The following is a 22,654-nucleotide window of genomic DNA, read 5'->3' as shown; positions in this document are numbered from 1 at the left end:
TGTATCACTGTAGGGGGTAGAGCACTGTTTCGGCTAGGGGATCATCCCGATTTACCAACCCGATGCAAACTCCGAATACCTACAAGTGCCGAGCATGGGAGACACACGGCGGGTGCTAACGTCCGTCGTGAAAAGGGAAACAACCCAGACCGTCAGCTAAGGTCCCAAAGTCATGGTTAAGTGGGAAACGATGTGGGAAGGCTTAGACAGCTAGGAGGTTGGCTTAGAAGCAGCCACCCTTTAAAGAAAGCGTAATAGCTCACTAGTCGAGTCGGCCTGCGCGGAAGATGTAACGGGGCTCAAACCATGCACCGAAGCTACGGGTATCACTTAGGTGATGCGGTAGAGGAGCGTTCTGTAAGCCTGTGAAGGTGAGTTGAGAAGCTTGCTGGAGGTATCAGAAGTGCGAATGCTGACATGAGTAACGATAATGGGTGTGAAAAACACCCACGCCGAAAGACCAAGGTTTCCTGCGCAACGTTAATCGACGCAGGGTTAGTCGGTCCCTAAGGCGAGGCTGAAAAGCGTAGTCGATGGAAAACAGGTTAATATTCCTGTACTTCTGGTTATTGCGATGGAGGGACGGAGAAGGCTAGGCCAGCTTGGCGTTGGTAGTCCAAGTTTAAGGTGGTAGGCTGGAATCTTAGGTAAATCCGGGATTCTAAGGCCGAGAGCTGATGACGAGTGTGCTTCGGCACATGAAGTGGTTGATGCCATGCTTCCAAGAAAAGCTTCTAAGCTTCAGGTAACCAGGAACCGTACCCCAAACCGACACAGGTGGTTGGGTAGAGAATACCAAGGCGCTTGAGAGAACTCGGGTGAAGGAACTAGGCAAAATGGCACCGTAACTTCGGGAGAAGGTGCGCCGGTGAGGGTGAAGCATTTACTGCGTAAGCCCACGCCGGTCGAAGATACCAGGCCGCTGCGACTGTTTATTAAAAACACAGCACTCTGCAAACACGAAAGTGGACGTATAGGGTGTGACGCCTGCCCGGTGCCGGAAGGTTAATTGATGGGGTTAGCTAACGCGAAGCTCTTGATCGAAGCCCCGGTAAACGGCGGCCGTAACTATAACGGTCCTAAGGTAGCGAAATTCCTTGTCGGGTAAGTTCCGACCTGCACGAATGGCGTAACGATGGCGGCGCTGTCTCCACCCGAGACTCAGTGAAATTGAAATCGCTGTGAAGATGCAGTGTATCCGCGGCTAGACGGAAAGACCCCGTGAACCTTTACTATAGCTTTGCACTGGACTTTGAATTTGCTTGTGTAGGATAGGTGGGAGGCTTTGAAGCGTGGACGCCAGTCTGCGTGGAGCCAACCTTGAAATACCACCCTGGCAACTTTGAGGTTCTAACTCAGGTCCGTTATCCGGATCGAGGACAGTGTATGGTGGGTAGTTTGACTGGGGCGGTCTCCTCCTAAAGAGTAACGGAGGAGTACGAAGGTGCGCTCAGACCGGTCGGAAATCGGTCGTAGAGTATAAAGGCAAAAGCGCGCTTGACTGCGAGACAGACACGTCGAGCAGGTACGAAAGTAGGTCTTAGTGATCCGGTGGTTCTGTATGGAAGGGCCATCGCTCAACGGATAAAAGGTACTCCGGGGATAACAGGCTGATACCGCCCAAGAGTTCATATCGACGGCGGTGTTTGGCACCTCGATGTCGGCTCATCACATCCTGGGGCTGAAGCCGGTCCCAAGGGTATGGCTGTTCGCCATTTAAAGTGGTACGCGAGCTGGGTTTAGAACGTCGTGAGACAGTTCGGTCCCTATCTGCCGTGGACGTTTGAGATTTGAGAGGGGCTGCTCCTAGTACGAGAGGACCGGAGTGGACGAACCTCTGGTGTTCCGGTTGTCACGCCAGTGGCATTGCCGGGTAGCTATGTTCGGAATAGATAACCGCTGAAAGCATCTAAGCGGGAAACTAGCCTCAAGATGAGATCTCACTGGGACCTTGAGTCCCCTGAAGGGCCGTCGAAGACTACGACGTTGATAGGTGGGGTGTGTAAGTGCTGTGAGGCATTGAGCTAACCCATACTAATTGCCCGTGAGGCTTGACCATATAACACCCAAGCAATTTGCGATGAAGCAAATTGAGGTGTGTGAAGACGACACAACCGAAAATTCGAAACCCACAGATCTATCACATCCCCATTCGCTGGCACGTGAACTCGCAGGAGGGCACGCACTGGCTACTGAATTTCTTGACGACCATAGAGCATTGGAACCACCTGATCCCATCCCGAACTCAGCAGTGAAACGATGCATCGCCGATGGTAGTGTGGGGTTTCCCCATGTGAGAGTAGGTCATCGTCAAGATTAAATTCCAGAACCCCTGATCGCTTACGCGTTCAGGGGTTTTGTTTGTCCGCAGCAAAAACCTGCCAAGCTAATTCGCAGGCATTGATCACATCCCGTATATACGCTGTAGGAGCGAACTTGTCCGCGAGGTGGCATACCTGACACCGCGCGAATAATTCTTCACCAACAAGTTGGCTCCTACACAAGGCTTAAGCCAGTTCTGGCTCTGAATCAACCACTGCTTTAACCGCGTCATCATGCCGACGGATGTACTTCCAGTCAGCTTCATCAATGTAGATCCCGTTAGGCCCGCTGCCGCCTTCAAGGTCGATGGCTACATGAGCCGAGACCTGCGGCTTCACGCTGGCCAGGATGGGAACAAAGCCGAGTTGCAGACTCGTTTCCAGCAACGCCGCTTGGTTTTTCTCGTCGATATCTGCTGCTTCATCCAAGTAGTAAGGCAGGCGAATGCGTCCAGCCTGATCGCGATCCATCAAGTGCAGCAACAGGTACATGTTGGTCAGTGCCTTGATCGTCATGGTGGTGCCGTTAGACGCCGCTCCGTCGATGTCGGTATGGATCACCGGTAAGCCGTTGACTTTGGTGATCTCAAACGCCAGCTCGAACAAATCCTTCAAGCCCAGCTGGTTGTGATTTGCTGCCACCAACCGCGCCAGATACTCTTTGGCTTCTTCGTTCTTATTGTCTTGATCGGCACTTTGACTCAGGTCGAACACTGACAACGTCTCGCCTTCTTCATATTGACCAGCGCTGTGAATGATCTGATCTATGTGTTTCAACGCGTCTTTGTTTGGTGCGAGAACGATACGGAAGCTCGCCAGGTTAGATACTTGTCGTTTGTTTATCTCGCGATTAAACAGTGCCAATTGATGTTCCAGGCTGTCGTAATCGCTGCGGATATTACGTAACGTCCGTGCGATGTCGGTCACGGCGGCGCGGCGCGCTTTGCCGAGGGTAAGCGCTTCGTCCTGGCGATGTGCATAGGCGTTTATCAGCAAGTGCAGCCGCCGCTCCATGTCGTCTTCACTGTCGAACTTAGCAACGCCCTTCAACCGAATCTGAGCGTACAGCGCTTCAATCTGATTATCGGCGCGCTGCAGACTTTGCCAGCTGTCCTGATAGTCATTGAGCAGGGGCAGCAAGTTTTCCAGCGAATCATCAACCACTTCCATAAACGGTGTGCCAAACGGCATGTCCGCAGGCAGCAACTGACGGCGACGTAGCGCGTCATCCAAGGTTCGCTGTTTGGCTTCCATGTCACCGATCTGTCGACCCACCAATTGCAGCTTGGCGGACAGTTGCTGAACGCGTTCGGTGAAGGCGTCGCTTGATCGTTTCAGTTCGTCTTGAGCGGCTTCCATCTGTGCCAGTTGCTCTAGTTTTTCCGGCTCTTCGGCGCTTAAGGTCTGGCTGCGGCGGAAATCTTCCAGCGCTTTTTGTGCGTCCAGTACCTGCTGGTACAGCGCCTCGGTTTGGGTCTTGCTCGCGGCGCGATCGGAAGCAACCGCTTGCTGAACCCTCAACTGCTTGAGTTCTTTTTCAAGACGCTCTTTTTGATCGCGTAACGCCGCGCGATCAGCCAAGGCTTGCAACGCGGGCGGTTCGATGTGTGACAGATTGATCGTCAGGCCTGGCACTTCGAAGCGCTCGCCTTTAAAGCTGTCGAGTATCCGTTCCAGTGACTTGACCCACGCGTCGCCATCATCCAGCGCAATGCCTTGTTCGCCAAGCGGCAGGCTGAACAACGCACTGTTGAACAGACGCATCAAACGCTCAACGTCCGGTTGCGAAAACTCTTCGCGCAGCCGCGCATAGCTATTGTTATCGGCGTGATCGAGCTGCTGCTTCACCGACTTCAGGCGTTTTTCCAGATCGCGCAAACGCTCTTCCAAGTCCTCGGCGCTGAACTGCCGCGACTGGGCCAGCGCGCCGGCTAATTCATCGTGAGCGTCTTTGGCCGCCAGCAGCTGCTGTTCTAGCATCTTGACGTCGTTGACCAGTGCAAAGCGGTTCTTGAGCACCGACAGCTCACCGATCCAGCGCTGTATTCCGCTGATCTCGCGTTCAAGGCGCATCAGTTCTTGAGTGCCGCCGCGCTGATCGTTTTGCAGAGAGTCCTGCTCGTTACGGTAATGCTCGGCGTGAATTACCAGTTCGTCTTTGCGCGCGCTGGAATAGTCTTGCCAAGTGCCTAGCAGTGAATCGAGAAGCGGCGAAATACGATGCAATTTTCCGCGCAATGCTTCTCGCTGTTTAACGCCGGCAGACAACGATTCGACCAACGAACCCGCCAGCACCAGCGCGTTGTAATCCTGTTCCATCCGGCGCACGTCGCGGAAGGCTTCTTCGCATGCGGCAATGTAGTCGACACTGCCCGAGCGCAGGCTGTGTTCGAAGGCGTCCAAAAATAGCTGCTTGAGTTTCGCTGCTGTGATTTCGCGCATGTGCAGCAGGTTGATAAACAGAGCGCGGAACGTCTTTAGACTCTGTTCGCTGGTGGACCGTAAAGGGATCAGCGTCAAGTCCAGCGGGATCGATGTATGGCCGCCCACTAGCAAGCGGCGTAGCTCATCGGGTTTCAATTCGTACGCTTTCAGGCCTTGGCTTTCCAGATTACTGAACAACTCTTTTTGCCGCAGGCAGGTGTCGTTCTTTTGGTAATGCGCCAGGTCCAACTTGCCCGCGTAAGCGAAGAACTGGTGACCGAAACCGCCGCCAGGGCCGCGACCGACCACGCCAATCACGTGTGGGCCGTGGGGTAGGGCTACTTCCACCAGGATATAGCTGGTGTCGGTGGCAAAATAAAAGCGTCGAGATTGTTCGAGGCTGTACTTGCCGAAACTCATGTCTGACATGCGTGCCAGAATCGGAAATTGCAGGGCGTTGATAGAGGCGCTTTTGCCCAAATTGTTTGCGCCGTACACCGACAAGGGGTGTTCCAGCGGGAACAGGCCGAGGCTATAACCCGCCGTGTTTAAAAGTGCAAAGCGGCGAATGCCGTAGCGTTCCTGGCTCATGCATCCATCTCCTGTTGTTCGGCGGCAATGGCTCGCGCCAAAGCTTGCGCTTCGGTTTCTTCCGGCTCGTCGAACGCGGCGAGGTCTAGCGGATCTTCTGTATCGAGCAGTGCGCCGTCGTCGTCTATCAGTATCGGCGTCGGCAATGGCAAGACGCTGTGCAGGCTGGCCGCTAGATCGCGGTCTTGCTGCACCGACAGGCATACATCCAGAAAGCGATGCATCGGCGGCAAGAAACGGTAGATGCCGTTTTCCTCACTGGCGAACCCGAGCTGGGTCATGCGGCGCATGATCTTTTCTTCCAGCTCTTCTTGGGTTTGCACTTCAGCTTGTACGAACAGATCGCGGTATTTCTCTAGTAGCGTAGGTAACTCATCGCGGCCCAGGCTGCCACCGTCCAGCACGGCCACCGGGTCACGACCCTGGTCAGCCAAGTGCTCGACAATAATGAAGGTGAACAGCGCCAATCGTTGCGCGGTCTTGTTGACCTGAGCTGCTGCGAGGTCGGGTACGAAGTAATAAAAACCGCGCGTGTCGCAGACCAATTCGTAGCCCAGGGCCTTAAACAACGTGCGGTATTGATCCTGGCTATTGGACAGCTGCGCGTACAGCTCAGGGTCGCGGCGGCTGACGTGATAGCCCTTCAATAGCTCACGAAAAATCGGCGCCAACTGGGACATTTCGGATAGATCAATATGCATGAGAGGTGCTCGCAGAATTCTCTAGGTGCTCATCTCGGCTAGAGAGCAGGGCGAAGGAGCGCAGGCTGACCTGGTGCTCCTGAGTGTGATAATCGCGCCGATCCAGGCGTTCGCGGCTGAAGCGTTTGTCCCGTGAGAGGCGCGAGAACCAGTACAGCAATTCGTCGGTGGGACCGTTCGGTTCTTGTTCCAGTAACCAAACCATCAGGTCGGGCAGTGGCAATGCATCTTCGCAGCGCTCCAGCATTTCTTTAACGGTGCGTGGAGCCCGGGGTGGCTCGCCCTTACGGGTGCTGACGTTGGCCGTGGGAAACTTCGCCGGTTTCGGTTCGAAACGGGCCAAGGCATAGACATAGGCTTCAACCTGGCTAGCACTGCCCAGAAACGTGCTTTGCGGCCGTGTGAACATAGGCATGGCCGCGTGGGGCACCGCATCGATGCCGCGTTTGCGAATCGCCGACAACGCCAGCGCTGCGCCACGGGTCACGGCGTTATGCCGACGCGCTTCTTCGCGCAGCGGCAATAACAGCTCCCGCGCATGGCGCAAGGTCAACTGAGCGCTGGTCTGCATCTCAAGGATGCGCGCATGCGTGCGCAGCAGCATGTCGTCATCCACCAGATGGCCAAGGCGCTGCTGTTCAGTGAGCAGGCGCAGCAGGACGTTTTCGACCTTGCGCACGCCTTGTTCAAACGCGCCATCGGCGTTAACCAACTGGATCATCGGTTCGATGTATTCGTCCCAGGTCGCCAGTACCTCGGCATACCGTTGACGAAGAGGAATCTGTCGGTCGCTGGTCTTGGCTCTTTCGGCCACTGCGATCAACGCCTGTTCATCATTGGCGAGCTTCTTCAGAACATCGCGCACGCGCATGTCGAGCAGGCGCAGTTGACGCGCTAGATCACTGGCGTCGCGAATATCAAAAGCGTCCTGGATGTAACCCGCCAACCGCTCCAAATGGCGCAGGTAGGCTTCAATTTCCAAGCACAAACCCAGGCGATGTTCGTGCCGCAGGTAAGACAGAAAGTCGTGAATCTGAGCGTTCAGTTCAAAACGGTTCGGGCTTTTGGCCACCGGAACCAGAATGTCCAGACGAATCCACACGTCCAGCAGGTGGGTGATGTCCTGCGGCGTGCTGTCCAGTTGCTGAGCCGCCAATTGCAGGCGCAACTCGGTCAGGCTTAACGTGCCTTGGTCGAAGTGTTCGCACAGTGGCTCTAATAACGCCCAGTGCTCGGCAAGGGCGCGCAAGACGCGCTTAGGTTCGATCATCGGATGGCCGGCTGTTGGCAAATAAAAGCAGCGATTGTACTGCATCGGTCGGTCAACATTTCACCCCTGGGTGATCAACTGCGGCGGGAATCGGCGAAGGGCGGTAGAATCCTCATCTTTACTTATCCACAGATGGCCGACCTTTGCTTAATGAGTCCCGCCGCCGCGCTTATCTAAACGCCATGCAGGTGGTCAACTGGCTGCCGCGCACTGCGCTTCCCTTTGCGGCACCTTCGCGCCCGGAATTACTGGCACCGTTGCCTCCGCCTGTCGAACCGGGCATCAAGCAGCTGTCTCCGGCGTCGGTGGCAGTGGCTCCCGCAGCTGTTGCGCTCAACGCCAAGCCGGTGATCGAGCCCCCAAAGGTCGAAGTACCCCGTCCATCCTTGGCCAGCACGCGAAATAACGCCGTGATCGACGTTGCACAAGCAGCATCCGCGCCGATCAAAGCGGCGTTTGTTGCGCCGCCGCGTTTTGCCTTGCAATTGCTCCGGGCCGGCCGTTGTCTGCTACTGGTCGAGTTACCCACAGGCGAAGCGTTTCAAAGTCGCGATCCGGCGTACCTGTTGCTCAAGGACATGCTGCGTGCGGCGGGTTTGCGCGATAGCCCGCGGATCATTGGCGAGCCGGTTCGTTGGCCACTGTTGGTACGTGGGCAGCTTGACCAAGGACCTGAGTCTGCGCGTGATTTCGTCCAAGGCTTCGTTAGCGCTCGTTTGGAAGATGAGCCCTGCGCTTGCCTATGGCTCATTGGTTTGCCGTCGATCAGGTTTGCCGGCGAAGCCAACGCCGAATCTTACAACCGTGAACTGCAGGTCGAAGGGCTTGGCAGCGCCTGGGCCTTGCCAGGTCTGGAACTATTAATGGACGAGCCGCAACGCAAAGCTGATGTCTGGCTAGCCATGCGACGGCTGATGACACGATGGAAGACGATTGAATGACTAACGCTTCGAAAAACACTGGCGCAACGGCCGACTCCTTGACCTTTCGACGTATGACTGAGGCCGACCTGGACGCGGTATTGAAGATCGAATATGCGGCGTTCACCCACCCGTGGACCCGGGGTATTTTCCTCGATGCGCTCAAATCTTATGAAATATGGCTGATGTTCGAAGGCGCTCAGCAAGTCGGCCATGGCGTGATTAACGTCATCATCGATGAAGCACACCTGCTTAACATTACCGTCAAACCTGAAAGCCAAGGCCGGGGTTTAGGGCTGCGCTTATTGGAGCATCTAATGTCCCGTGCCTACGAGCTTAATGGGCGCGAGTGTTTTCTCGAACTCAGGGCCAGCAACCTGTCGGCCTATCGTTTGTACGAAAGTTTTGGCTTCAACGAGATTGGCCGCCGCCGCGATTACTACCCAGCAGCGGGTGGCCATGAAGATGCGTTGGTCATGGCCTGCACCTTGTTCGAGTAACCGTCACTCAGGATTTCGAGGTTGTGGTTTACCGTCCAGCGGATCGATATCCGCCAGTTCGGCCTCGTCCAGACCGTCGCCACCGCCAATATCATTTTCGCCGACGATACTCAGCTCCCAATCCGCCGGAGTGTCGTCGCCCGCTTCGTGAGGTGAGCGCGCTCCGTCCTCGTCGATCAGGGTTTCCGGGCTCATGTCGTCGTCGGTTGAGTGGTGGTCTGAGGTCGAGGCCCCGGTCATTCCCGCTTCTCGGACACGCTCATCGGGGATCTCGTGGGCAAGTTCCTCTTCAGGTATCAGATCGCCGATGCGAGCGGTAGGCTCATCTTCCTCGAAGTGAAGTTCTTCCATTGAACCCATTCGGTCTTCATTATCGTCAATCGGTTCCGGCTGCGGTGAGCCATACGGGCGACGTGATTCAGTCATGGCAATTCCTCGTGTTTTGGGGCCTTATTAACGTTGACCGATCACATCCATGAAGATTCCTTTTGTTCTTTGATCCGGCCGCGGTACATCCACGTGACCTGAACGGCTGTGCGCCAGTCAAAGCTGGGCATCATCTTCGAGGCGTAAACACATGAACGAACTACAAGACCTGATTGACAACAACGAGCGCTGGGCCGATGCAATCAAGGATAAAGACCCGGAGTTTTTCGCCAAGCTGGCTCGCCAGCAAGCGCCGGAATACCTGTGGATCGGTTGCTCAGATGCCCGAGTGCCCGCCAACGAAATTGTCGGCATGTTGCCAGGCGATCTGTTCGTACACCGCAACGTAGCCAACGTGGTGCTGCACACCGACCTCAATTGCCTGTCGGTGATTCAATATGCAGTGGACGTGCTCAAGGTTAAACACATCCTGGTGACCGGCCACTATGGCTGCGGCGGCGTGCGTGCATCGATGCAGAACTGCCAGTTGGGGCTGATTGACGGATGGCTGCGGTCGATTCGGGACCTGTATTACGAAAACCGCGCACCCTTGGCCGCGTTATCGACCGAAGAAGAGCGTGTCGACCGATTGTGTGAGCTGAACGTGATTCAGCAGGTGGCGAACGTCGGTCACACCAGCATTGTGCAAAACGCCTGGCACCGGGGGCAAAAGCTGTCGATCCATGGCTGCATCTACGGCATTAAGGATGGGCGTTTCAAAAGCCTGAACGCCACCATCACTGGTTTCGAGCAGTTGCCGCCGCAGTACCGGTTGCGTCCGTTGGGAGAGTAACGGGATATCGCGTGTGTTCAGGGCTCCACGAGCGGCGACTCGGCGTCGAGCTGGAGGGATGTTGGCAGGCCGTGAGAGGCACCGTTGAGTGTCTTTTTTGCACGGTACATGTCTTCATCGGCGTGCTTGAGCAGCTGTTTACCGTCCACGCCATTCTCAGGGTACAGCGCGATGCCGATGCTCATGCGCGCGCTCATGACATGGCCATCGACCTCTAATGGCTGATCCAGTGAGCGATGGATTTTTTCGACCACGAGCGACGCATCTTCCGCTCGTTGGATGTTCCCCAGCAGCAGCACGAACTCATCGCCACCCATCCGCGCAACGGTGTCTGATTCGCGCACACAGCATCTCAGGCGTCGGGCAATTTCTTGCAGCAGCAAATCGCCCACCGCATGGCCCAAGGTGTCGTTGACCTGTTTGAAGTTGTTTAGGTCGAGGTACAGCAGGGCGAATTGGCTTTGTTCGCGTCGCGCTCGAGTGAGCACCACTTGCAACCGATCATGAAAAAGCCCGCGATTGGGCAGGCCGGTCAATAGATCGTTTTGGGCCATGTGCTGCAGCCGCGCCTCCATTTGCTTGCGGTCAATGGCCGCAGCAAGCTGAGTGGAGATGAATTGCAGCAGCTCAAGATCCTTCTGGGTGTCCCGTAAGCTACCCGCTTCGCTTCTGATGACCAGTGCGCCAATAGTGCCGCGTTGAGCGAGCAGTGGCACGCCAAGCCAACACAGTAAATCGGTCTCCACAACGTTGTTTAACAGCGCGGAAATGGCGTCGGTGGTCTCCGAGTTCAGGCACCGGGATTGTCCGGTACGGACCACCTCGGTACTCAGGATTTGGGCGACGGAGTTCGGCGTTGTCGGCTGGTCCAGCTCATCCATGTGGTAGGCGAAACTCAACTCGCCGGTGTTTTCATCACGCAGGGTTATGGAGAAGCTAAGGGCAGGCAGCAGTTCGCCAACGATCTGATGACTGCGCTGAAACAGCGTCAGTAAATCTTCGGCGGCGTGAGCGGCTTCAGAAATCGAATACAACGCTGCTTGCAAGGTTTCAGCCTGTTTGCGCTCCGTGATGTCACGCGCGACGCCGATCCGCAGTTGATCAAGCTCTGACCAGCGCGCCGACCACATGATGTGAACAACTTTGCCGTCTTTACGCACATAGCGATTTTCGAAGTAGGACTTGGCATTCCCCGACGAGACCTCTTTGGCAACCGCCAGCGTACGTTCGCGATCTTCGGGCAAGACCATATCTATCATCAATCGCCCGACCATTTCCTCAGGGGTATAGCCAAAAATTCGTTCGCACGCAGCGCTGGCAAAGGCAAAGCGGCCACCCGTGTCGACAACGCAGACGGCATCGAGCATCAGGTCGACCAAATTACTCAGCGGCGCGTAGTTTTTCTTCATTGAGGCGGCGACTTATTGAATAGTGAGCAGCCAATATCGGCATTCAATTGGGTAGGCTGCTACAGAAAGTCGTTAAAGCAAAGCACGATCTTTTGGATGTCGTTAGATTAAGTGCTTTGACGCGCAGGGCAGCCGCTTAATGGGGCGCCAAGTGAGCGTTTTCGCCAACTAATGGGGGGCACCGAAGTATCAATAAGACAGCCCGCACCCAAATGGATGCGGGTTTCGATTGCTTGGAGGCGGTTAGAAGGGTTACGCCAGTGTGCGGCCCGTCAGACGTTCTAGCACTCGAAGCGGCGCTTGGGCGGGATGTTGCATGTGTTCGACTGGCAGTAAAAACGTTTGCTCCAAAACGAATTTACCGCTCATGGCTGCATGGGGCACCTGATCGGTGAAGACCATCCAAGTCGTGCCTGAGGCAAATCGATGTTCCTGGTGCGACGGTTGAGTCTGGTATTCCTGATCGGCTTTCATGTGGTCATGCAGACGCAGCATGTAGTGATCGTAGGCGCTGCGCGGGCTTTTGGTGATGCCCAACGCGTTCATCACCGTACTGGCGCCCCACAAAGGTTTTGGCAATGACGCCAAATAGCGCTGTGCAACCGCCTCGAACTGATCGCCAAGCCGCCATACGCGAGGTTGATTCTGCGGATTGACGTTGCTGAAGACACGAAGAATGCGTTTGCCCGACGTCGGTGACGACGGGAAATTATCAACGTGCAACCGAGTGTCATCCTTGCGCCACGAGCTAGCGCGCCCAGAGATCTCCACTGGTCGAAAGCTGGTGCGAGCTTGTTGCAGGCTGTCTTCGTAATGGCCGAGCAGGTTGGTAGTCAAGGTTTTGGTCGACATCGCGAAGCGCGTCATCATCGACTGTAGCTGGCGCTGTTCAGCTTCAGTGCCCTTGCTGCCTTTAAACGTGCCGTTGGCGGGTGTTAGGCTGACGTTCTTGATGCCCTGAATCACAGTGGATTTGAGCAGTGTACGTTCATCCTCACGAACGACGAATGGCAGTTGAGGCAGAAGGACAACATTGCCCGACTCCAACGCCTCAAGGGCGAGGGCTTGGTCGGCACTGCTAATCGGTTGGTCCCACGACCTGATTGGTAGACTGACAATTGCAGTCATGTTACTTGCCTCCGGAGTTACGCTTGCGCTCGCAGTCACAGGGAATGGCTATCGCGTGAGTGCGTCAAAAAAAGTTGCCACCGCCGCTTAGCAGTGATGTAACAAGCTATGTATCATTCGGTGTAGCCTACAAATTAGTCGTGCAAAGGGCAATTGATTTGCCGCAACCCTTTGCAGGATTCGACAGACGTCGTCTGCAAGCAGGCCTTGCCACCGTTGTGTGTTCAGTCTGCGGAACGATCTAAAAGGCCTTTAAGAAACCGAAAAACTCAAGGGCGCTGATGGCCTCTAAACATGGTGAATTATGCCCGGAGTCCTATCATGTATCCTGTGCGACGGCGTAAGTAACGTCTGACTGTTGCGTCAGATGGGTCACTGGCCTTAGAGCGATTCAACAGTGAGGGGTGTGTGTAATGAACGGAAGTGGCCTGACCAAGGATCTGCTCCATCTCAGCCTGTACTTGGTAACTATCGTTATCTGGATGCACCTTTGGCTGATTTGCGTGTTCAACGCCAAAGGGCCCTTAAAGCGTTTTTTTGGCGCCCATGCATTAATTATCTGCGTATTGGGTGTTCCGGCAGTGGCCGCGCTGCTGTTCGGGTGTGCGTACGGTATTTTTGGCCGTGAAGGCATGGTCGGTAGCCTGGTCATTGTCGGACTGGGATTCCCCATTGCCGCCCTTATGTTCCTGCGCAGACAGGCTCGACACGCCCACTCGTAATACGTGTTTATCCCGCGCAGCTCTTTGAATGCGCAGACGGGCTGGGCCATAATCGCGCCTTTATTCGTATCGGTAGTCCTTATGAAGCAGATCACCCCCGCCGACCTGGATGCGCTCGCCGCTCAGGCCCAGCAATCATCTCGCCTGCGCGCCAACCGCAATCTTCATGTGGAGCTGAGCGACCCAATCCAGCGCCTGGCAATCGCCATGGAGCCTGGCACTTACGTTCGTGCGCAACGTCACCCCCATACGTGGGAATTGCTCTACCCACTGAGCGGTCGTTTCGTCGTCTTGAATTTCGATGACGCCGGTGCTGTGATCGAGCGCACCGTGCTGGGCGAAGATTGCGCTGTTCTGGAGATTCCTGCAGGTTGCTGGCATGCCGTGCTTTCGCTGGACGTCGGCGGGGTGATCTTCGAAGTGAAACATGGCCCGTACATGCCCGTTGCCGAAGAAGACTTTGCCGACTGGTCCGGCGCCGAAGGCAGTCCGTTGGCAAGTACCCTTATGAGTTGGTACGCGACGGCGCAGATTGGCCAGCATTTTTCGGGCGTTTAACCTTCAGGACTCAGCGACGCAGGGCATCAATTCTGCTGTTTTCCACTCGGTTTTGGGTCCGGTTTTTAACATGATCCATGTCAGTGACGACGGTCAGCGGTTCAGGTATTCTGCGCGGCTTCGGCGACCCCACCACTTGCGGTAAGGGTCCCAAGTCCTCAATGGACAGGAGCAATTGCATGACCGATAGCCCGGCGCCTGTTCTGGTCGAAGCCACCCATTCGGCGGCGAGCCTGCGCGAACGGATCAATTACAGCATCGCCGTTCTGGATCTCAAAGGACGCGGCTTGTTGTTGATCGGGGGGCTCATCGTATTGGCCTGGATCTTCTCGGGCATTTACAAGGTTCAACCGGACGAGCAGGGCGTGGTGCTGCGCTTTGGTCGTTGGGCGGACACCACTGACTCTGGCCTGCATTACCACTTTCCTTTCCCCATCGAAACCGTGCTGTTGCCGAAGGTGACTCAAGTCAACCAACTGCAGTTGGGCACTGCTAGCACCGCGTTGACGACGGGTAATAGTGGTTCGCGGGACAAACAGATGCTGACCGGCGACGAAAACATCGTCGAAGCCGATTGCACAGTATTCTGGCGAATAAAAGACGCGGGGCTTTACCTGTTCAAAATCAGTGAACCCGAGCGCTCGGTTAAAATTGCAGCTGAAAGCGCTTTGCGCGAAGTCATTGGCCGCACGCCTATTCAGGCGGCTATGTCCGACAAGCGCGCACAAATTGCCGATGAAGCTCGGGAGTTGCTCCAACAGTTGCTGGACAGTGAGCAAGCCGGCATTTTGATCACTCAGGTTCAGCTGCAACGGGTTGACCCGCCACCGCAAGTTATCGACGCCTTCAACGATGTTCAGCGTGCGCGTGCCGACCAAGAGCGCGCGCGTAACGAAGCCGAAGCCTACGCTAACGATGTCATCCCCCGTGCGCGCGGCGACGCGGCGCGAATCACCCAAGACGCCGAGGCCTATAAATCCCAAGTCGGTAACCTGGCCGAAGGCGAGGCCAAGCGCTTCCTGTCTGTGTATTACAGCTACGTGCAATCCAAAGACGTCACGGCTTGGCGTTTGTACATGGAAAGCATGGACGAAGTGCTGAAAAAAGCCTCCAAAGTCATTATCGATTCTTCAGGCAAAGGCATGTCCGGCGTAGTGCCCTACCTGCCGCTTTCCGACCCTGGCAAGACCGTGCAAAAGGACGCCAAATCGTGAGTTCGACGCTGAAGTGGCTTCTGGCAGGTCTAGGCATCGCCGTACTCTGGGCCTTGGGTTCATCGGTGTATGTGGTTGATGAAACCCAACAAGCACTGATTATTCGATTTGGCGCGCCCATGGGCGTGGCCGGTGCGCCGGGGCTGAAATTCAAAATCCCGTTCAGTGACTCGCTGGTGTTCTACGACAGCCGTTTGCAAATGCTCACCTCGCCTGCCGAACAGGTCATTCTCGGTGACCAGAAGCGTGTGGAAGTGGTCACCTACACTCGCTTTCGGATCAGCGACCCGCTGCGTTTCTACCAGGCGGTGGGCACCCTGGACCAGGCCAATGCTCAACTGACGCAAATGGTCAGCTCGTCGTTGCGCCGGGAATTAGGCCAAGTGTCGCTGCGGTCATTGCTGTCGGACGAGCGTCGGCCGGAAGTTGCGATTATTCAGAAAGACGTTGCTGACAAGGCGCGCGCGCTGGGCGTCGACGTCACCGAAGTGCGACTGCACCGTGCCGATTTGCCGTTCGAGGCCAGCCAAGCGATCTACGACCGGATGAAGTCCGAACGTAACCGTGAAGCGAAAGAACTTCGCGCCCAAGGCTTCGAGTGGGCGCAACAGATTCAGGGCAAAGCCGACCGGGACCGGACCGTGTTGTTGTCCGAAGTGCAGCGTCAATCGGCAATTACCCACGGCGAGGCCGACGCCGAGGCTAACCAGGTGTTGTCGGCAGCGTTTAGCAAAGACCCCGAGTTCTACAAGTTGTACCGCTCGTTGCAGACGTACCGGCAAGCGTTGGCCGACAGCCAGCCGATGTTGGTATTGACCCCGGACGCCGAGTTCCTCAAGCAGTTCCGTTCGGGCCCTGCAACGACGCCCCACAAGTAATGACGCGAGTGATCAAGCTCCATGGTGTTTGAAGGTTTACTGCACGCGCTCAGCATGATTTTCCAGATCGGTTTGCTGGACCTGATTTTGTCTGGAGACAACGCGCTGGTGATTGCGCTGGCTTGCCGTGGGCTGCCGGCCGAACAGGTCAAAAAAGCGGTGATGATTGGCACCAGCGGCGCGATCATGTTGCGCGTCTTGCTGACCACCCTTGCCGGGTGGTTACTGCTGGTCCCTTTTTTGAAAATCGCCGGCGCCGGTTTGTTGATCTTCATCGCCATCAAGCTGTTGATCGAAGAGCGCATGGATGACGACAGCAGCCCTGTCGAAAACGTTACGACTACGTTATCCGGTGCCGTGGCCACCGTGCTGATCGCCGACTTGGTGATGAGCATGGACAACGTCGTCGGTCTCGCCGCCGTCGCGCAAGGCAGTGTGTTCTATCTGGTACTGGGCCTGTTTTTAAGCGTGCCATTGCTGATGTTCGGCAGTATCCAAATCGTCCACGTGCTTCGACTCAATCCGATGTTGGTGTCGGTGGGCGGCGCATTGCTCGGGTACGTCGCGGGCGATATCGCCGTGTCCGACCCAGCAATCGTGGGCTGGGTCAACACCCAGTCTCCAGCGTTGAACGTGATCGTGCCGCTGCTGTGCGCGGCGTTCGTGGTCCTGCAAGCGCGCATCATCCGCGTCCGGCGCACCCAGCTTCCGAGGCCGGCGCCACGCCTGCGGGTCATCGCACCGGTGCCGGAACCCGTGCGGCCGCGGGTGATCGCCGAATCGCCACTCGACAGCGTAATGGCCGTCGCCGTAGTGGCTGCCGTCGAGGTCAGCGAACCGCTGCCGATTGACGTGCCCGAGGGCCCGTTGGCCCCATTGTCTGAAGCAATCACACCAACCCCCACACCCGTGCGCCCACGTCGGACCCTTAACGGCCCGGCACGCATTATATTGACCCTCTGCGCGATCTTTACGGTGAGCTGGCTGGTTTACAGTTTTATCGGCAGCATCGCGAACGGCTTGCTTCCCAAGCCTATGGCTGACAGTGCTTACATTTGCCCCGGTTCGATTGCCACCATTTACTATCGCCCTGGTGGCAGCTCAATCCGCATCGTGACCGGCGACGGTGAAGCGTCTGGTTATGTGAGCCTGCAAAAGATATTGTGGGAAAACCCGACAGCGGCCGTCAGAGATCTTCACCTCTCGCCGCCTACCGAGCTGGAGAAGACCAACAACAATGTGGTGACGGTCAGCGGCGGTAGCTTCTCGCAGATCCAGTGTGTCCGCCCCCATTAACCGCCATGCCTACGCACGTCAGGGATAAAGGCGTTGCGCGACGTTAACGGCGTCATCGACGCTCAGGGCGCATAACGTCTCTATCGGCAATCCGGGAATGGCGGCTCGCACCAACACCTGTTGAACGGGCGGTTTCAGGCGTGCAAACAGCAAGTGCTTATCCTCACTGATGAGCGCCGTGCAGAACTCCGTTAACGCTTCCACGCTTGAGCTGTCCAGATCCGGCGACTCTTCCAGGCTGATAATCAAGGTATGCACCGTGTCCCCGGCGGCGGTGATGTAGTTGCGTATCTGCGCCAGAACCCGTTCGGCATTGGCAAAGAACAGAGCCGTGTCGGGGCGCAAAATCAAAATATGGCTAACCGCTTGTGCGTTCGGATGCAGGGCGCGACTGACAAAATCATGACCATGATTGAGCTGGCCGAGTATCGTCACCGATGACTCAGACATCCGTCGCAACATCATCACCAAACTGACCGCGATGGCGGCGAGCAAGCCATCCATCACCCCCAAGGCCAAGACCGCCAGAACTGCGGCGATGACCACCGTTCGGTCACGGTGCAAGATGAAGTTAGGCGCAAAAACTGCGGGCCGCAGTGTATGGCTGACGGCTTGCACGACAATCGCTGCCAGTACCGGCTCGGGTAATAGCGCGATACTCGGCAACAGCGTCAATACCACGATCAATAAAATCAGCGCTGCACTCCAACCTGCCAGACGGGACGTCGCACCTGCCGCCTCGTTTGCCGACGTCGCCGAATACCCCGCGCCCACCGGCATGCCATGGAACAGACCTGACAGCAGATTGGCGGCGCCCAATGCCAGCAAATCACGGTTGGGCGAAACATTGTCGCCATACTTCATTGCGAAGCTACGGATCGAACCATAAGACTCTGCGTAGAGGATCAGCAGCATGGCGACGCTCAGCTCACCGATGCGCAGCCATTGCGCGTACGACAACGAAGGCAGTGTCGGGGCGGTCAGTTGCAGGTCGATAGTGCCCACCAGACCGACACCATATTGCGCCAGATTCAACCATTGACCGGCGGCAATGCCGATGACGATCACCACTAGGCCTCCGGGCAAACGTGGTATCCGGGCGAACAGCAGCAGAAGCCCCCACGCCACCAGCGCCACTGCCCCAGCAGCCCAATTCCATTGGCCGATTTCGCCAAATAATTCCGCGAGGAAACGCACCAGGTCACTGTGTTGCGGGTGAACGCCCACCACACTGGCGACCTGTTTGAAAATGATCACAATCGCCAGGCCGAAGGCAAAACCGCGCAACACCGGCTTAGCGATAAACGCCGACATGCTGCCTGCTCGTGCCAGCCCGGCGAAGGTGAAAAACAACCCCGTCACGAGGACCAACGCTACCGCAATCATCAGCCTCAGGCCGTTGTCCGGTCCAGCCATGGTAGCTGAAGCGGCGGCCAGCACCGCCGCTGAAGACGAGGTGGCGGAAACGATAGCAAAGCGACTGGTACCCATTAAGCCGTAGCACACCAGCCCGGCGAACAAGGCAATGACCCCGGCTTGTGGGGGCAGGTTGGCGATACTCGAGTATGCCACCGCTTCTGGCAGCAACAAGCCCGCCAGCGACAATCCGGCAATGATATCGGGCCATGAAACACGGTCTAACAGGCTGGTTTTACCGGGATTTGAAAGGGGAGCGGGTGTTGACATCAATGTCGCCTCAATCACGCCATGCCGGAAGGCAAAATACGCGGCCATTATGAGCCACGCGGGGCCAGCAGGGACGGCTAAGTTACGCAAGAATTAGCCTGTTTTTGAGGCGTTAACGGCGATGTCCTAAAGTGTTCGAAACCGAGCCGGTTTTGGCTGGAACATACCCGGATGTTGACGAATAATGGCGCCATGGCCGAACCAGCCTGTGGGTCGGCTGATGGGTAACTTTTAGCGTTATGGAGACTTCTATGCTTGAACTCAGACCGAGCTGCGAACACTGCAATGTTGCACTACCTGCCGACAGCGCCCAGGCGATGATTTGCTCGTATGAGTGCACGTTTTGCGCGGACTGCGTGGATAAGGTGTTGGGCAATGTCTGCCCCAATTGTGGTGGCGGCTTTGCTCCGCGCCCGGTTCGTCCGTCCCATGTCGATGTCGGCGGCAGTACGCTGGCTCAGAACCCCATGAGCGCCGTGGTTCGGCATCGTCCGGTCGATCCGCCCACGCAAGCCCAGTTGATCGCAACCATTGGCGCCATCGCTGCAGAACATCGATGACCCACGACGGCCAGTTGCTTATCGAGGTCTTGTTCGTCCTTTTGCCGGATAGCGTTCTGTTGGATTGGGCTGGCCCGGCGCAAGCGTTTCGGCTGGCTAACCAGTCCCTCGGACGGATGGGCAAACCTCCCAGTTTTGCGGTCCGAGCGGTGGGGCCGCAAACGGAGATGCGTTCTTCGGTTGGTATCATGCTCGCGCACATTGAGCCGCTGCCGCAAACCCTGCGTCATCCCACCTGGATCATTCTGGTTGGAAATACCGACGAAAGCTTCGCCCCGCTCAACGCAGCCTTCGGTTTACTCTAGTGCGGGTATTACCACCGGCATCGACCTTGCGCTACACATGGTCGGACAGGTCTGCGGCGCACCGCTGGCCGCCCGCATCGCTGAAACCATGGTCGTTGCGTTACGCCGAGGTGTGGACGACCCGGCTATTTCTCCCTTTCTGAAATATCGACACCACATGCACCCGGCGTTGCATCGCCTGCAAGACGCAATCAACCAAACCCCTCAGGCAGACTGGACGCTGCAGGCCATGGCCGCCGTCAGTTGCACGTCGTCCCGACACCTGACGCGCTTGTTCGCCCTTCACTCCGGCATTTCACCGCTGCACTACCTGCGCAGCATCCGCTTGGCGGTGGCTGAGATTGCGTTGATGTCCGGAAAAAACGTCACACAGGCAGCCGAGATAGCCGGGTTCAAATCGGACACGCAATTACGCCGCAGTCGCCGTAGCGTGGGCGGTTGATTACCTAAAGAAGTCTGGTTCGCTGCGTTGGAAGTATGGTGTCCATCGGCCGATCAAAATAGACTGGCTCGCAGACCATAAGGGGCCGATATGCACACCGACTTTCCGACACACGTCAGTTACCGCGCTCAACGTGAACAGTTTTTAGCGGCGGCGACGGCTGCGGGCGCGAGCCTCACTGAATATTCGCACCCGCTTCCAGGCCCCTTCGGCGAGCCGTTAAGCACCGACGTAGCGGTGCTCGGCGATCCCGGCGCCTCTCGCTTGTTAGTCGCAATCAGCGGAACCCACGGGGTTGAAGGCTTCTACGGCTCCAATTGCCAGGCTCAATGGCTACAACTGCTGGGCGGTCGCCCACTGCCCTCCGACACGGCCATCGTGATGATCCATTTGATCAATCCATGGGGCACCGCTTGGCTGCGCCGGGTCAACGAAGACAATATCGACCTGAACCGAAATCATCTCGACTTCAATCGTCCACTGCCAGCCAACCACGCCTACGCCGCACTTCATTACATCTACGCGTGCACTGAATTGCGCGGACCGCTGCGAGAACGCGCCGATGCGTTGCTCGATGAGCAGGTCCAAAAACACGGCTGGCCGACGGTGATGTCGATTGTCGAAGGCGGCCAACACAGTCATCCGGATGGACTGTTTTACGGCGGACTGTCGCCCAGTTGGTCTAATACAACTCTGCACGCCATCATCCAGAAACATCTTTCAAACGCCAAAACAGTCATGTGTTTTGACCTGCATACCGGCGCAGGTGCTTACGGTCATCCGATGTTATTGACCATCGCCGAGCGGGCCTACTTCGCATTAGCCGATGCCCAGGCGGCCTACGGTCCTTGGCTCTATACCCTGCTGACCGGTGCCGAACATTTGAGTGAAACCGGAATCGCAGCCACCGCAACCGGTTACACCTCGCAAGCCCTGATCGATGCGTTGCCCCAGGTTCGCGTGATGCCCTTCGTCATCGAATGCGGCACCTATCCGGGCGAAGCTGTTCATCGCCACCTGCGCGACGATCAATGGCTGCACCTGTACGGTGATCCCCTTGATAACGTCGGACGAGACATCAAGCTCGGTCTGTTGGAGCAGTTTTATCCGGCGGATAAAGACTGGCAGGAAATCGTCTGGGTCAGGACTCGACAGATTTGGGAGCGTGGGTTGCTGGAATTGAACTCGATCAAATAACAATGAATAAGGAACATTCAAATGTGCATGATGGAAACACTCCGCGGCCTATGTCTGTTAAGCAGTTGCGTCTTTTTCGGCAGTGTTGGCGTGGCGAATGCCGGACAACAAGAGATCGATACCCTCGTTAAAGACGCCGCTCAGGATGTCATGCAGCGGTATAAAGTCTCTGGATTGGCCATCGCAATCACCGTGGACGGCAAGCCGCAGTTCTACAACTATGGCGTTGCCTCCAGAGAAACGCAGCAGCCGGTTAGCAACAGTACGCTGTTTGAAATAGGTTCGATCAGTAAGACGTTCACGGCAACCCTGGCGACTTACGCTCAAGCCAGCGGCAAGCTACTGCTGACTGATCGCCCAAGCGCCTATGTGCCTGAACTCAAGGGCAGCCCGTTTGACAACGTGACACTGATCAATCTGGCGACGCATACGGCCGGCGGTTTCCCACTGCAGTTTCCCGATGACATACAGAACGCCACGCAGATGATGGCGTACTTCAAAGCATGGCAACCGACGTTTGCCCCCGGCACCTACAGAACCTATGCCAACCCAAGCGTCGGAATGCTCGGAATGACTGCCGCCAAGAGCATGGGAATGCCTTTCGACCAAGCCTTGGAGCATCGGCTGTTTCCCGAACTCGGCATGCCCAACAGCTTCATCACCGTTCCGGCGAACAAGTTGCCCGCCTACGCTCAAGGCTACGACAAGAACGACAAGCCCGTCAGACTCAGTCTTGGCGTGCTCGGCGCCCAAGCCTACGGGGTGAAAACGACTTCCAAAGACATGATTCGCTTCGTCGAAGCCAACATGGGCCTTGCAGAAACGAGTCCATTGCTCAAGCGCGCGATGGCCGACACCCACACCGGTTACTTCCAGTTGAGGGCCATGACGCAGGACCTGATCTGGGAGCAATACCGCTATCCAGTCTCACTGGACGCATTATTGGAAGGCAACTCGAACAAGATGGCATACGAGAGCAACGCCGTCACAGCGCTAAATCCGCCTCTGCCGCCGCAGCAATCTGTCTGGATAAACAAGACCGGATCAACCAACGGATTTGGTGCGTATGTGGCGTTCGTGCCAGCGAAAAAGCTCGGTATCGTGATGCTCGCGAACAAGAACTTTCCCAATGAAGCCCGAGTTCGCCTGGCTTATCGCATCCTGACTGAACTTCAACCCTGACGGTCATTGGATGGACTCGTCCACGCCGAGGCGTCAATGCGCCACGGTGGCAGTCTAAGAATCCAACGACAATGCGGACTTTTTAAGATGACGCGCTGTGATGCCGGGATACCTGAAAAGCTCAGGTGTAA

The 22,654-nt window shown here is 56.5% G+C and carries 20 protein-coding genes and 2 rRNA genes (1 of these 22 only partly in view); 15 read left to right on the top strand and 7 right to left on the bottom strand.

Translation table 11 applies throughout. The annotated features are described in order from the left end of the window. Both RHM59_RS12355 and rrf read left to right on the top strand, forming a co-directional pair. Positions 1-2,059: ribosomal RNA gene (locus RHM59_RS12355) — 23S ribosomal RNA — on the top strand; it begins 832 nt to the left of the window's first position. Positions 2,060-2,200: 141 nt separating this feature from the next. Next, a 5S ribosomal RNA gene (rrf, locus tag RHM59_RS12350) occupies positions 2,201-2,316 on the top strand. Between the two features lie 191 nt (positions 2,317-2,507). Here the strand turns inward: rrf and mksF are convergent. From mksF to mksB, 3 genes are read right to left on the bottom strand one after another with little or no spacing between them, the layout of a single operon-like run. After that, positions 2,508-5,336, bottom strand: a complete 2,829-nt coding sequence (gene mksF / locus RHM59_RS12345; protein WP_322167668.1) for an Mks condensin complex protein MksF — start codon at positions 5,334-5,336, stop codon at positions 2,508-2,510. Beyond that, positions 5,333-6,037, bottom strand: a complete 705-nt coding sequence (gene mksE / locus RHM59_RS12340) for an Mks condensin complex protein MksE (RefSeq protein WP_322167669.1) — start codon at positions 6,035-6,037, stop codon at positions 5,333-5,335. Before mksE ends, mksF begins: the two co-directional genes overlap by 4 nt. Continuing rightward, positions 6,027-7,307 carry an Mks condensin complex protein MksB gene (gene mksB, locus RHM59_RS12335; RefSeq protein WP_322167670.1) on the bottom strand — a complete coding sequence of 427 codons (1,281 nt, stop codon included), beginning with the start codon at positions 7,305-7,307 and terminating at the stop codon, positions 6,027-6,029. Before mksB ends, mksE begins: the two co-directional genes overlap by 11 nt. 143 nt (positions 7,308-7,450) lie before the next feature. Between mksB and RHM59_RS12330 the strand changes: the two genes are divergently transcribed. Further along, the gene (locus RHM59_RS12330; protein WP_322167671.1) at positions 7,451-8,248 is read left to right on the top strand and encodes an energy transducer TonB; all 798 of its coding nucleotides are present in this window, start codon (positions 7,451-7,453) and stop codon (positions 8,246-8,248) included. Then, positions 8,245-8,727 (top strand): ribosomal protein S18-alanine N-acetyltransferase, encoded by a 483-nt coding sequence (gene rimI / locus RHM59_RS12325; RefSeq protein WP_322167672.1) that lies wholly within the window; start codon positions 8,245-8,247, stop codon positions 8,725-8,727. Before RHM59_RS12330 ends, rimI begins: the two co-directional genes overlap by 4 nt. 3 nt (positions 8,728-8,730) lie before the next feature. On the opposite strand, the gene RHM59_RS12320 is transcribed toward rimI, so the two are convergent. Further along, the gene (locus RHM59_RS12320) at positions 8,731-9,153 is read right to left on the bottom strand and encodes a serine kinase/phosphatase (RefSeq protein ID WP_322167673.1); all 423 of its coding nucleotides are present in this window, start codon (positions 9,151-9,153) and stop codon (positions 8,731-8,733) included. Positions 9,154-9,304: 151 nt separating this feature from the next. Here RHM59_RS12320 and can point away from each other — a divergent pair, with 151 nt between their 5' ends. Beyond that, positions 9,305-9,946: a carbonate dehydratase gene (gene can, locus RHM59_RS12315; protein WP_322167674.1), complete on the top strand. Its 642-nt coding sequence runs from the start codon at positions 9,305-9,307 to the stop codon at positions 9,944-9,946. A gap of 17 nt (positions 9,947-9,963) precedes the next feature. Here the strand turns inward: can and RHM59_RS12310 are convergent, their stop codons facing one another. After that, positions 9,964-11,355: a diguanylate cyclase domain-containing protein gene (locus RHM59_RS12310; RefSeq protein WP_322167675.1), complete on the bottom strand. Its 1,392-nt coding sequence runs from the start codon at positions 11,353-11,355 to the stop codon at positions 9,964-9,966. 252 nt (positions 11,356-11,607) lie between these two features. Further along, positions 11,608-12,483 carry a Kdo hydroxylase family protein gene (locus tag RHM59_RS12305; protein WP_322167676.1) on the bottom strand — a complete coding sequence of 292 codons (876 nt, stop codon included), beginning with the start codon at positions 12,481-12,483 and terminating at the stop codon, positions 11,608-11,610. Between the two features lie 413 nt (positions 12,484-12,896). Here RHM59_RS12305 and RHM59_RS12300 point away from each other — a divergent pair, with 413 nt between their 5' ends. The 5 genes from RHM59_RS12300 to RHM59_RS12280 all read left to right on the top strand — a co-directional run bounded on the left by RHM59_RS12300 (position 12,897) and on the right by RHM59_RS12280 (position 17,151). Then, a complete protein-coding gene (locus tag RHM59_RS12300; RefSeq protein WP_322167677.1) occupies positions 12,897-13,205 on the top strand; it encodes a hypothetical protein in 309 nt (102 codons plus the stop codon). 81 nt (positions 13,206-13,286) lie between these two features. Then, positions 13,287-13,763, top strand: coding sequence for a WbuC family cupin fold metalloprotein (locus RHM59_RS12295; RefSeq protein WP_322167678.1), 477 nt, complete (start codon positions 13,287-13,289; stop codon positions 13,761-13,763). Positions 13,764-13,942: 179 nt separating this feature from the next. After that, a complete protein-coding gene (gene hflK, locus RHM59_RS12290) occupies positions 13,943-14,977 on the top strand; it encodes an FtsH protease activity modulator HflK (protein WP_322286643.1) in 1,035 nt (344 codons plus the stop codon). Beyond that, a complete protein-coding gene (locus tag RHM59_RS12285) occupies positions 14,974-15,855 on the top strand; it encodes a protease modulator HflC (protein WP_322167680.1) in 882 nt (293 codons plus the stop codon). Before hflK ends, RHM59_RS12285 begins: the two co-directional genes overlap by 4 nt. A gap of 21 nt (positions 15,856-15,876) precedes the next feature. Then, positions 15,877-17,151: a TerC family protein gene (locus RHM59_RS12280; protein WP_322286642.1), complete on the top strand. Its 1,275-nt coding sequence runs from the start codon at positions 15,877-15,879 to the stop codon at positions 17,149-17,151. 18 nt (positions 17,152-17,169) lie between these two features. On the opposite strand, the gene RHM59_RS12275 is transcribed toward RHM59_RS12280, so the two are convergent. Continuing rightward, a complete protein-coding gene (locus RHM59_RS12275) occupies positions 17,170-18,837 on the bottom strand; it encodes a SulP family inorganic anion transporter (protein WP_322286641.1) in 1,668 nt (555 codons plus the stop codon). Between the two features lie 251 nt (positions 18,838-19,088). Here RHM59_RS12275 and RHM59_RS12270 point away from each other — a divergent pair, with 251 nt between their 5' ends. The 5 genes from RHM59_RS12270 (at position 19,089) to ampC (ending at position 22,523) form a co-directional block, all read left to right on the top strand. Beyond that, a complete protein-coding gene (locus RHM59_RS12270) occupies positions 19,089-19,397 on the top strand; it encodes a DUF1272 domain-containing protein (RefSeq protein ID WP_322167683.1) in 309 nt (102 codons plus the stop codon). Then, positions 19,394-19,702, top strand: coding sequence for a hypothetical protein (locus tag RHM59_RS12265; protein ID WP_322167684.1), 309 nt, complete (start codon positions 19,394-19,396; stop codon positions 19,700-19,702). The genes RHM59_RS12270 and RHM59_RS12265 overlap by 4 nt, the downstream gene beginning before the upstream one ends. Positions 19,703-19,739: 37 nt before the next feature. Further along, positions 19,740-20,144, top strand: a complete 405-nt coding sequence (locus tag RHM59_RS12260; RefSeq protein ID WP_322167685.1) for a helix-turn-helix domain-containing protein — start codon at positions 19,740-19,742, stop codon at positions 20,142-20,144. A gap of 90 nt (positions 20,145-20,234) precedes the next feature. Next, a complete protein-coding gene (locus RHM59_RS12255; RefSeq protein ID WP_322286640.1) occupies positions 20,235-21,341 on the top strand; it encodes a DUF2817 domain-containing protein in 1,107 nt (368 codons plus the stop codon). 15 nt (positions 21,342-21,356) lie between these two features. Then, the gene (gene ampC / locus RHM59_RS12250; RefSeq protein WP_416194783.1) at positions 21,357-22,523 is read left to right on the top strand and encodes a class C beta-lactamase; all 1,167 of its coding nucleotides are present in this window, start codon (positions 21,357-21,359) and stop codon (positions 22,521-22,523) included. Positions 22,524-22,654 lie beyond the last annotated feature (131 nt).

This window comes from Pseudomonas sp. MH10, from assembly GCF_034353045.1.
Taxonomy (GTDB): domain Bacteria; phylum Pseudomonadota; class Gammaproteobacteria; order Pseudomonadales; family Pseudomonadaceae; genus Aquipseudomonas.
Note: the sequence above shows the minus strand (reverse complement) of the source record. Positions and strands in the feature narration are given on the sequence as shown.